The 11871-nt window shown below is 38.0% G+C and carries 9 protein-coding genes and 2 pseudogenes; 5 read left to right on the forward strand and 6 right to left on the reverse strand.

Going from position 1 to position 11871, the window contains the following annotated elements:
• Window positions 1-22: 22 nt before the first annotated feature.
• From ACFIMK_RS00195 to ACFIMK_RS00215, 5 genes and pseudogenes are all read left to right on the forward strand, one after another.
• Entirely contained in the window at window positions 23-745 is a 723-nt protein-coding gene (locus tag ACFIMK_RS00195) for a hypothetical protein (protein ID WP_375638567.1), read from the forward strand.
• 109 nt (window positions 746-854) lie between these two features.
• A complete protein-coding gene (locus tag ACFIMK_RS00200; RefSeq protein ID WP_375681470.1) occupies window positions 855-1520 on the forward strand; it encodes a citrate/2-methylcitrate synthase in 666 nt (221 codons plus the stop codon).
• Window positions 1521-1612: 92 nt separating this feature from the next.
• Window positions 1613-1915: a hypothetical protein gene (locus tag ACFIMK_RS00205; RefSeq protein WP_375638565.1), complete on the forward strand. Its 303-nt coding sequence runs from the start codon at window positions 1613-1615 to the stop codon at window positions 1913-1915.
• Complete coding sequence (locus tag ACFIMK_RS00210) at window positions 1906-2703, forward strand: beta-hydroxyacyl-ACP dehydratase (RefSeq protein ID WP_375638563.1); 798 nt, start codon at window positions 1906-1908, stop codon at window positions 2701-2703. The genes ACFIMK_RS00205 and ACFIMK_RS00210 overlap by 10 nt, the downstream gene beginning before the upstream one ends.
• A gap of 91 nt (window positions 2704-2794) precedes the next feature.
• Window positions 2795-5070 (forward strand): annotated as a pseudogene (locus ACFIMK_RS00215) (type ISP restriction/modification enzyme); the annotation flags it as partial.
• 960 nt (window positions 5071-6030) lie between these two features.
• Here ACFIMK_RS00215 and ACFIMK_RS00220 read toward each other — a convergent pair.
• The 6 genes and pseudogenes from ACFIMK_RS00220 to ACFIMK_RS00245 form a co-directional block, all read right to left on the reverse strand.
• On the reverse strand, window positions 6031-6501 hold the full coding sequence (locus ACFIMK_RS00220) for an SMI1/KNR4 family protein (protein WP_375638561.1): 471 nt from the start codon (window positions 6499-6501) through the stop codon (window positions 6031-6033).
• 270 nt (window positions 6502-6771) lie between these two features.
• A complete protein-coding gene (locus ACFIMK_RS00225; RefSeq protein WP_375618707.1) occupies window positions 6772-7122 on the reverse strand; it encodes an HNH/ENDO VII family nuclease in 351 nt (116 codons plus the stop codon).
• A gap of 88 nt (window positions 7123-7210) precedes the next feature.
• On the reverse strand, window positions 7211-9775 hold the full coding sequence (locus ACFIMK_RS00230; protein WP_375638559.1) for a DUF6990 domain-containing protein: 2565 nt from the start codon (window positions 9773-9775) through the stop codon (window positions 7211-7213).
• Window positions 9776-9781: 6 nt separating this feature from the next.
• A complete protein-coding gene (locus tag ACFIMK_RS00235; protein ID WP_183194745.1) occupies window positions 9782-10135 on the reverse strand; it encodes a hypothetical protein in 354 nt (117 codons plus the stop codon).
• 135 nt (window positions 10136-10270) lie between these two features.
• A complete protein-coding gene (locus ACFIMK_RS00240; protein ID WP_375638557.1) occupies window positions 10271-10879 on the reverse strand; it encodes a hypothetical protein in 609 nt (202 codons plus the stop codon).
• 127 nt (window positions 10880-11006) lie between these two features.
• Window positions 11007-11871: pseudogene (locus tag ACFIMK_RS00245) on the reverse strand (DUF637 domain-containing protein); the annotation flags it as partial.

The following is an 11871-nucleotide window of genomic DNA, read 5'->3' on the forward strand; positions in this document are numbered from 1 at the left end:
ACGGCTCTCGGTACTGTTTGGCGTGCCCAGCACCATCGTTCAGTTCGTTGAAGCTATGCTCAGCCTTGGGGTTCCACTGGCAATTAAAAAAGTGCTCTTTACCGGTGAATCGATGCTGGGTGTGCATGAAAACTATCTGCGCGAGATGCTGGGCGCCGATCTGCGGATAATTGGTTTATATGGTTTGTCGGAGTGCGGTTTCATTGGTATGTCCTCCGAAGGGCGGCTTAATCGGCACCTGCTCTTCAGCGATGATTTTTTCTTTGAATATGAAGATAAGAGAGGGCTGCTAGTGACATCGCTGGATCCCGATGTCTCGCGCAAACTTATCAGATATTCCGTGGGCGATATGGGCACATTATCCGTTGAAAATGGTGACCTCTATTTTGAAGGTATTAAACGCAATGCTGTTGATTTTAATTTCATGGGAAATTTGATTAGCCATGAAAAAATATTCAAAATTATTAATCGAAGATTGCCCGATGTGATTGTTCAAATTGTATTGTCTTTATCCGCGGATAGACAAGAGATTATGGATATTAAAATCTGCTGCGAAGTATTTCACAACCTTGATTTGTCCGAACTAACTGAGGAAATCTATCATTTGTCGGATATTTATGAAGCCTATATGAAAAAGCGCGGGCGTATTAACCTCACCCTCGTCGAATATAGCGATTTGCTTTTCTCATCCAGAGGGAAATGCCTGCTAGTTTATGACGCAAGGGAGTCCTGTAATGCAACTTGATAATTTGTGTAATGAAATTGTATCAGGGAATTCGCATACGATAAATGTCAACATAAGGTTTTATAGCGTGTCACCGGAGCAGCAGGAGTAAATCACGTCAGATGATGTTATTGATAATTATGATTTAGATAATAACGTATTGTTTATTCGTGGATGTAATTTGATTGATATTGCCGATGAAAACCTTTATTTGCAGAACGCATGGTTTGCACTGACCGGCAACCTTCTTAATGAAGAACAGATGGATCGGCTGATTCAGAATGCTAGCGCCGAACTGCAAAAGACGAACCCTACAGCCAAACTGCAGGCGATGCATCAACTGATCAATGCATTGCCATCTTTGAGTTTAACGCAGCGCTTTATGATGTTATTATCGCAAGTTGAGGTTTCGGCGGCTCAGGGTAAGGTCATGGCTCCCGTAAGCGACGGTGGTTGTCTTAAAATTATCTTGCTGATGCCGCGGATTATTGCATTGGCGCGCTCTTCCCAACAGTTTTCCGATTCGCCGGAGATCGAAAATTGCAATACCTTTGAGCGTGCTTTTTGGTTAGCATTAACTAGCAAGGAAGCTTCTTCCGACTGGGATATTGATATGCTTTGCCGGTGCATGTCTCTACTGCTGGGCGGGTTTGGTATTGTGACACCCACAACCACCACGATAAGATTTATTGCCAGTACCAAGAGCGACGTCATTTCTGCACTAATCGGTGAGTTTTGTGCCACTGGCCCCGGCGCATATGGGAGCCTGCAAATATGCTATCATGCGACTTTCTAGTGTCCTCCATGAGATTGAAGCCGGGAATCTTGAGGCCGGCGGTAACGCATTATTGCAAAGACAAACCCTGGCTAGGGTTTGGTCACCCGATTATGCAACGGGATGTCCGAGTTGATTTCTTTTTTTCACGCTTTCAGATGCCTATGCGCCCCTTCAGTTCGCTTGCGCGATCTATTTCGGACAATACAGGACTGCAACCCAATGTCGATTTTCTAATTGCAAGCATCATGAGCAAACATCGGGCTTCTCCTGAGCTGGGATTGTTGGCTTTTTTCGTTTGTCGTATGCCGATACTTCTCGTGCACTATCAAGCGCGGTTTAGTGCTCATTCCTTCGGTTTATCATCAAAGGATTTAAGAAAAAAATATAAAAAAGTCCCCAAATTATGGCTATAAAGCATCGCACCGAGCCAAATTTCTTGAGTATATGTCAGAGTATCACCTTAACCGCACCGATGCGTGCTTGCGGGCAAATCAATATTTCTCACTGGAATTTAGCCCATAACTATTTGAAACAGGGCTTGTTACTCGAAGCCTTGCATCAGTTTTCAGTTCGATTCGCCACCGTGGTGGCTAAAAACTCGGATCTCACTTATCGCTATCTCCCTGTCATGGTTGAACAGTTTTTCTCTACCACCCATTTTGATAGCGATCGGTTATGCGTTGAAGGACATATTGAACGCATTAATGAGGCCTACCGTATTCACTGTAAGGCTAGCACATATGACAATGGAAAGGCCGTTATTGCGCAGGCAATCATCATGGTCAGTAAGGTCTGCTTCTTTAGCTCGTGTTCTGAGAAAGCCGCTCTTCCATTACTAGGCGATTTATGTAAGATTTCTTCCGTAACCGGAGATTCTTGTACTTTTTCCTTTAATGCGCATCACCCGCTTTTTGAGGAACATTTCCCCTCCCACGCCGTATGTCCTGGTTCACTATTGATTGAGATGGTTCTGGCTTTGGCCACGCAGGGTAGGGCGAAAAATATCGCATCTGTTGCGCTGAAAAAAGTAAAGTTCATTGAAGCAGTTTATCTGGGAGATACCTATCAGTTGACCATTAAACAGGATACAGAGTGTGAACCGGGTGGCGTTTTTTATATTCATACGGAAACTAAAAAACGAAGCACTTGCGGTAAGTTTTCTATCAAATATAAAAAGGAGGATGCGCCATGTTTAACATAATAATCTCTTTTATTCCGTGGAGTATTTACTCCTGGGTTATCAATGGAAACGTTTTAACTCTGGTCGAACGCTCTCTCATCTTAACTGTGCTTTTATCATTCATTCTGTTGATGATGTGTTGCGTAATGAGTTTGGAAAAAGCTTGGGGTCACGAGGAGTCTCCATTCTCGACCCTTTCACTGGAACAGGTACCTTTATCACAAGGCTTTTACAATCTAAACTGATCAAACCAGAGGACATGGAATATAAATTCCGTCATGATATCCATGCCAACGAGATTGTCTTGCTCGCCTATTACATAGCAGCCATTAACATTGAATCGACTTATCATAGTCTTATGAAAGGTGGGTATATTCCTTTTAAGCATATTGGTTTGGCTGATACGTTTCGAATGCTTGAAAAGAAAGATTTGTTACAAGAATTATTTAAAGAAAACAGTGAATATTTGGAACTCCAAAAAAATCTAAATATCAAAGTTATCTTTGGCAATCCTCCTTATTCAGTGGGACAAAAAAATGCCAATGACAGTGCGAAGAATACTCCTTATCCTATTTTAGATAAACGGATCAGTGAGACTTATGCTTCTCAAGCTAAATCAATGAATACGCGAAATTTTTATGACAGTTATATTCGTGCTATACGCTGGGCTAGTGACCGTATTGATAATGCTGGGGTAATCGGCTTTGTTTCTGGCTCTGGTTACGCAGAAAAATCGACAATGAACAGTTTACGAAAATCTTTAGCCAAAGATTTACGAGCATTTATGTACTTAATTTACGAGGGGATCTTCGCAAGAATATGTTAAGCAATGGAGTTGCTCAAGAAGGTGAAAATATTTTCGGCAATGGTAGTATGACGGGTATTGCGGTAACGCTATTTATCAAAAATCCCAATGCTTCTGGAGATTGTAAAATTTACTATCATGATATTGGAGATAATCTTTCTACCGAAAAAAAACTTAAGAGGCTTCAATATTTTGGTAGTATTGGTGGTATTACATGTGAAAACGGTTGGAAAGTAATTACACCGGATGAACATGGGGATTGGATAAATCAACGTGATAACAGTTTTGAAACATTTCTAGCCTTGGGTGTTAAGAAAGGGCATGACAAAAAACTGTTTGAAACGTTTTCTCGTGGTATTATGACAAGTCGTGATCTTTGGGCATACAATTCAAGTCGTGCAATTTTAGCGAAAAATATGAGTAACATGATTGCCTTCTATAACAGTGAAGCAGAACGTTTTAATAATGCTTATGCGCACACTGACAGTAAATCACGTACAAAGGCTGTAGATAATTTTGTTAATTCAGATACAAGCAAGATAAGTTGGAGTTTGAATATAAAAAAACAATTAGCAAGAGGTCATATTTTAAAATTTGAAGAAGTCGGTTTTGTTCAAAGTTTATATCGTCCTTTTACACGACAGTGGCTTTATTATAATCGCATTTTTAATGAAGCAATTTATCAAATGCCTCGTATCTTTCCTGTAGAAAAAATGATCAAAAATACAGTGATACAAGTTTCTGCTATAGGGGCAAGAAGTGGCTTTTCTGTTATTATGACTAGGGATCTACCTGATTTTCATGCAATAGATACAGGTCAATGCTTTCCAAAATATATTTATGAAGATGCTACGGTTTCAAAAAGTGAGAAACAATCCCATTTATTTGCAAATTCTACAGAGAAAAACACAACAGCTGGTTTACAGAAGCGTGATGCCATTACTGATGAAGGTCTAGACCATTTTAAAGCCGCTTATCCTAATGAAACTATCACGAAAGATGATCTATTCTATTATGTTTACGGTCTTTTACATTCGGAAGATTATCGTGCTCGTTATGCTGATAACCTCTCTAAAGAACTGCCTCGTATCCCTTGTGTAAAGAGTGCTAATGATTTTTGGAAGTTTGTAACAGCAGGGCGTAAACTGGGTCATTTGCATGTAAACTATGAAGATGTAGAGCCTTATCCAGTCACATTTAAAAAGGGTAATCCAAAACAAACAGAGATCTCTAATTCTGAGAAACTCTATTACGTTACAGAAATGAAATTCGCAAAAGTAGGTAAAGAGAAAGATAAATAAACAGTTATATATAACAGCAATATCACAATAACAGATATCCCTCTTGAAACTTATGAGTATATCGTCAATGGCAAACCTGCTCTTGAATGGGTTATGGGGCGTCAATGCGTAAAGACTGATAAAAAGAGTGGTATTGTCAATGATGCCAATCACTATGCTGTTGAAACCATTGGCAACCCTGCCTACCCTCTAGAGTTATTTCAGAGGGTTATTACCATAAGTTTAGAGATAATGAAAATCGTTAAGAACCTACCAAAACTAGAAATTAGAGAAACTGAATAACTTATAATGCATGCTCACATGATGAGTATAATAAACTCACAAGGGGTATAAGGTCTTATACCTATAGGTTATTATATCCCTTTTATAAATTGCTTACATATAATCTTTAAAAGGAGTGTTTATATGCGTTATTCTAAAAAGAAGAAACTTGCACTATTAAATACTCTTATTTTGATTGCTTTAAGACTTTTAAGAAATCCCATCTTAAAGTGAATACGCTTCTTTTACATTGCCTTTAAGATGTTATATCGTAATCTAAAATGATAGCTTTATTGTTATCAAAAGCTTTGTTTAAAGAGGGTTATGTATATTCATTTTCTTATATTACTTATAGGTTTTGAATGTTTCTTAAACCCTCAAAACCCTTACAAAACATACATCATTAGTTGAATTTATAGGTTGTATTATTGATATAGGTTGTTTTTTGAAAAATTGATAAAAAATAATATATTGAAATATAATGACTTTTATTTTTTATTGAAAAATATGTAAAGGGGGGAGTAAAAGGAACCCTCAAAATACTCAAAACTCATAACCATAATGGTCTTGATAGTACTTCTTATGAATTACAAGCTATCTTTTGAAAGGCTTTAAAGGATCACATACTTTATCATAAAGCACATTTTAATCACTCACTAAAATAATCTATTTTGTCAGTTCAATTTACTGACACATAACTGACAAGTTTTAATCAATTCACATCATGGTTATCTTTAAAGGTTGTACTCTTGATATGAGTTATGTTTTTAAAACACTAACCTATTGAAATATAATGTTTTAATTTTTTTATCATTAAAAAAAAATAATATAGGGTCTAAAAAGAACTGACAACACTGACACGGTCTATTAAAAGGTATTTTGCTCATCTCTATAATGATCAGTTTCTATTGAGATGTTTTCATAAATCGCAATTATCCTATTTATCAACTAGTTGTATAACATCATCTAAGGTATAGGTTTTCATGAATCTTCCCCTACATACTCTTTAATTCTTTTGCAGAGAAATTCATAAAAATTACTTGCGTAATATTCGGAATCTTCAGATGTATACTTGAGATAGAGTGGGCATTCACCATCCCGAAACTGTGTATAATCAAAATAAAAGGTTTCACCAAAATCAGTTGTGCAGATAACAAGTTGTTTGGGGTCCGTAAAGCCATCTCTTCTATCGAGTAAGTTTCGGTAAACAATATCACCAGCAGGAATACCTGCGCAGATTTCATAAATACTGAATATTTCTTCACCTCCAATTTCTCCTCCTCCATAATTTTTTAAAAAATTCTTATAGGAAGAGGTAAATTGTAAACCAAGAGTGTTCTCAGCTGTTTTAATCCGTACATCATCAGGGGCATTATCTTGAGTACCAAAATTAATAACATGACTATGCATATCAACATATTGTGCAACATCTGATAAAGTATAACTTTTCATAAATTTTTCTCCATAAGTCACAGCGTGTTTTTACTCATAATGAGTGTTCCTAATGATCAATCTTTTTCTACTATAGCCAATGGAATTGAGATGAGATTGATAAAATCATAAGAGATATGTTCTTGACGGAGCTCTTTTCTCATCTGTCTCTGTACAATCATCTCGCATTTACAATATATGATGGAATTAAAGGAGGTGATCATTAAAGTTTAGAGAGCGCCTTTTAGGGATATTATTTCAATATTTGCAATAATTACTCTTTCTTTTTTCCTACTTAGGAATTTTTTTTGAAATCCAACAAATAACTTTTCTGATAAAATTTGTCTTTGGATTCATAGGAGCAACCAAACTCCTGCCTTGATAAAATGAGTAGAGAACCTCAACGAGAGGACTATCTTGTTCTTGTGTCACAGGATGTAACATAATAGGTCTAAAATCGACTCCAATAGGTGCTCTTCCTGATACCATTCTTTCCACATTTGTACCCGTTACTATCTGTCCTTCTTCTTTCCAAGAAGAAACTGTTTCGGGCTCAAACAGTTCATCTTCCTGATAAACTTTTTGACTTTTAAATTCCACCGGCTCAGCTGCCCCCATACTTTTTTTCTTTATCCATTTCATGATTCATAATCCCCTCGATTTTTTCAAAATAATCAATTTATTCTTTGTTCTAAATAGACTTAAATAAACTCTCCTTCCAAGAGCGAGGTTATTCCTCGCTAGAAAGCTCTGAGTGATCATCAAAATCTTTTGCTACCCGTTCAATCAAAGCGTAGCTCACTTGCTTCACCTTTGCTACTTCTTTGGCTAAAGCTAATGCACGTTCAAGGTGGGTTTTGTTGATGCTCTCGTCAAAGCCTAGGTGATCCTCTGCCGTAAAGCTTTGCTGATAAGATTGTAAGGTTTCAGCATCACCCAATAAAGCAAGAGCGCCAAGATGAAGTAAAGCATAATCCGTATCGTTTGCTTTAGACGTAGTGCTTTTTTTCCAAGGAGCAGTGCCATAATCAGAGCGAAGTCTTTTAGAAAGGTCAATGTCTGTTACCGCCCATTCTAAAGCATCATCAAGCGCCTGTGTTAAACGATCCGTAGTGACTTCTGGTTCAAAGATTTCTAATCCCTTGGCTTCAAAATTAAGCTGTATATCTGGAATATCTTCCGTGTGGGTAGGATCAATGAATTTACAAGCGGTGGAAAGAATGCCCGTGCTAATCAAAAAGGCGCTATCAAATTGCGGGTAGTCTTTGGCAATTTCGTCGTTATAAAGAATATCTACTTCACGATCAGCCAATTGATAGCTTGCCATATGGTCATTCTCATTGATTTTCTCGGTTGACCAGCCTAGGCTTTTTAAAAGTGCATGAGCACTTTCCATGGTAAGACGATCATCAGTGTCATCTGCTTCATCCACTTCCTCTGCCACTTCAACAGAAGTTGTTTTAGAAGCAACAGATGCTGTTTGCGCATCCAAACTCAAAATCGGTGCATTTTTCGGAAAACCTGCTCGATAACCCCGTGCAAGAGTGAGGAGATTATCAATTCTATATTTTGAGATTTCTTCCACAAAACCTAAAGGATTTCCCTTTCTAAAATTCTCCTTATAAGATTTGAGCTTTTCAACATCCCCAATCAAAACAAGCGCAATAAGGTGACGCGCTACAAGATCAAGTTCACTGTCTGGGGAAAAAGCCGCATAATCATAAATGATTTGATTGACATTTTGCCGATCTGCCCATTCAAGTATATCTGTACAAATCTCCTTTAGCTTGCCTCTATCCAATTCAGTACTAGAAACTGTATAAACTTCTTCTGCTTCTTTGAGGGCTATATATTGAGGCATATTATAGAAAATTTCTCTATGAGCAGTGGAAAAACCAAGTGTTGAAAGGGAAGCCTTAAACGCAACAATCGGCTCTTCTTCATCACTTTGAAGGTTATACATTATATTGATAATACGGTCTTTACTTACAAAATAAGCATTGCGATTGTAGTTTTTATCACGATAAACTGTCCACCCCATTTCTTTTAATTGCTCTGTAACTTTATTGAAAGTAATCAAAGCTTTCGGACCAAGATGTGCTTCTGCTGCTTCTCGCTCATTAAGGATTTTCAGATGTTTTTCAGAAAATTCAACGGCATGGTTAACATATTTTTCTACTTCATCATCATCCAAATGTTCAGAAATCGTACCAGCTTCTAAAAAATTTTTATAAGATTTCAGGATATCAATTCGACCTGTCAACGCTAAACAAGCCAAATGCCAGACTATATCTATATTGTAGCTATACTTTTGAACACGTGTTTTGCTTTCTATTGATGCTTGTAAATCTTGGGCGCGTGCCCACTGTATTATCCGCTCAGAGATTTTTGTTAACTCTTGCTCATTCAATTCCTCTACACAAATATCAATTTCCTTGCCAAAACCACTAAAAAAACCTCCTCCAATCGTGTTAAAAGACTTATAAATATCCGTAGGTCGTATCCAATTATATTCTCTCCTATAGTGAATATATTCGCAAGCTACAGAAATCTCTTCGTTAGAGATCTCAGCTTCAAGACGAACATTGTAATTATCATGAAGACGTATAAAGCCAAAATCAAATTGAATAAAACGGTCTGGCAAAGAGAGAAACATTCTCTCAGGTTCCATAGCAATCCATCCTCGCGTTTTGAGGATGCGACTTGCTGCGATGAGATTTATCGAGCGCTGTTTTGGCTTATTGCGCGTTAGAATATCGTCTAATTCCCCATTTTTATAGACCTGTGCAAAAAGAAGCAAGCGTTCATTCCACGTCATTATTTTATAATCAGAAAATTCTGATACGTTTATTTTGGGCGTAGACTCATAACTCCTTAAAGCTTCTATCTCGCCGAGAAGAGCCTTTGCAACAAGAGAATGATTAGCAGCTTCTTCATGTAATTTTTTTTCAATATCTTGTGCTTGCGCCCAAGTAATGACTTTGTTTAAAGCAGATTCAATATGACTTTCTGAAAGATCCGGTACCGTAACCCCGAAATCACCTATTTCTGGATAGAGTATATATCCATACCGTGACTTTTGCCCCCTAGAATATTCACAAGCAAGACTATAAGAAGCAGTTGTGAGACTAGCTAATAACCAAAATTTTTCACCATCCGTTTCATGTTTCACACCATAGCTCAAATCCACAATGCGATCCGGAAGATAATAATAGGCAAATGTATCGCCTACTTCATCACGATAGAGCTCACAGCCCAGACTTTTTAATATTTCTGCTGCATCTTTAGTTTGCATAATGTTTCACTCTTCTCCAACCGCCGGATAACAGCTAACTGTATAAGGAATTATTCTATTCCACTCTTTGTTTATTTGATTTTCACTCCAATTGTCTCTAAACTCTTTCAGAAGCTCTGCATCTCCTTCAAATTTTTTCAAATCTTCTTGGTATTTATTAAGCTGTTCCTTATTTTCGCCCAGATAGCGTTTCATAATTTTCCCAAAAGGTTTTGCATCTCCTGTTTTATACGCTATTTCAAAATCTTTTTGACATTCTGTTAATTGAAAATTACCAGTTTTTATATCAATAACTTTTAATACACCTTTCTCCACATAAATAATATCAGGGCGATGTATTTTTTTTAACGAAAAGTTCATAGATTATTCTCCATAAGTCGCAGTTTATTCACGCTAATACTGTTCTACCACTGTAAATAATAGTTGATCTTTCGTCTCCCAGCCAAGCGTTTTTAAAATCTCTGTCACGTCTTTAGTTCGCATCGCTATTCACTTTCATTCAAAAAGTCCTGGATAATGAAAAACGTTAACGTCAGTTTTGTCTAACTTATTATTCAATTGTCCTTTAATCCATTCTTTACTAGCCTCGTTTAATTCTTTATCACTTCCTTTAAAATCTTTGAACGATTCTTGATATTTCTCTAAGAACTCTTTGTTCTCTTTAAAAAATTTTATAAATTTTCCTTTTGTGGACTCAGCATTTCCTTCTTTATATGCCTCTTTTAAAATCTTTTGTTGTTCACTTAATTTAGAATTCTTCCCCGTTTTTACCTCGCCAATTTTTATTTTACCATTCTCTATATAAACAATATCCGCACGAGATTTTACTACCCCCTTATCCGTCTTAGTTTTGAATACTATTTCTGTCTCGCATACTATACATCCTTCATCCTTTAATTCTTGTTTTTTCTCATCGCGTTTTTTATCATGATGCTTCCTGACTTGTTCAAGTATGTTACCCTTTCCATCATTATTGTTTTGTGGTTCTTTATTGTTTCCGTTTTTTTTTCTTATTTTTACTTTCCTTCTGAGACTCTTTATTTTTTTCTTCTTGTGAGTTTTGATTTGTTTTTTCGCTATCTTCTGCAGAATTTTTCGATGCAAACCAATAGGTAAGGAAATCAGCTATAGCGGTTCTATTGTTAGGAGATTGAACAATAGTTGCTCCACCAGCCATAAAAAGAGACAGAGCTGCCAACTCTTGTGGCGTAAGCGACACAATGAACGCTACAGCAGCTGCTACCGCAGGAAGAAAATTATTTTCGGCAGCATTACCTGCGGCATCAGCGCCAGTATTGACATCACCACCAGCAAGGGCAGCGGCAACGCCCCCGGCAGCCCGTGCGACATCAATGGCATGATCATTAAAATCAGAAAACTGTGCTTCAATCTTTGCATTGATACGCGCTTGTTCTTCTGCCGTTGGAACACGACCATCCAATGCTGCTATTTATTTTTGTATAAAATTTTTGGTCGACAGTTTAAACTGGAGCATAGCAGTGGCTTCACCCACAGCACCCCCCACAGCACCGGCTGTGCAAGCACCACTCGCAACAGCGCCTTTTAAGCAGCCAAGTCCTGCGTGGGCAACGATCTGTGTGACCGTGTCTATTTTGCCTTCTGCCTTGGCGGTACCGATTTCTTCCGCCAACGATTTGCCAACCGTATCAGACAGGGCGATGCGCAGATTGTTAAAAAAGTTCTTGTCAAGAGAACCACCCTCAAGAGCCGTTTGAACGCCTGTGCCAATGGCGGCTTTGATCAAGTTCTTTTCCGCCTCACGGGTGATGCGATCAACCAGAGGAGCCGTTTTAGGCAAGGATTGTCCAACACCTGCCATTTCGGTTAGTTGGCTGGTTAAGCCTGCTGTCAACATCGATGAGACAATGCTGAGAANTTTAGGCAAGGATTGTCCAACACCTGCCATTTCGGTTAGTTGGCTGGTTAAGCCTGCTGTCAACATCGATGAGACAATGCTGAGAACATTCTTTGAAGAGCCAAGCTCATGCAAGGCACCGGCAATATTGCCGCGATTATTGACAAGAGCCACAGCGCTTTTGTTAATCAGCGCTTGGACACCAGCCTGTATCGCCGCA

Source organism: Bartonella sp. AP280QHHD, assembly GCF_042196125.1.
Taxonomy (GTDB): Bacteria; Pseudomonadota; Alphaproteobacteria; order Rhizobiales; family Rhizobiaceae; genus Bartonella.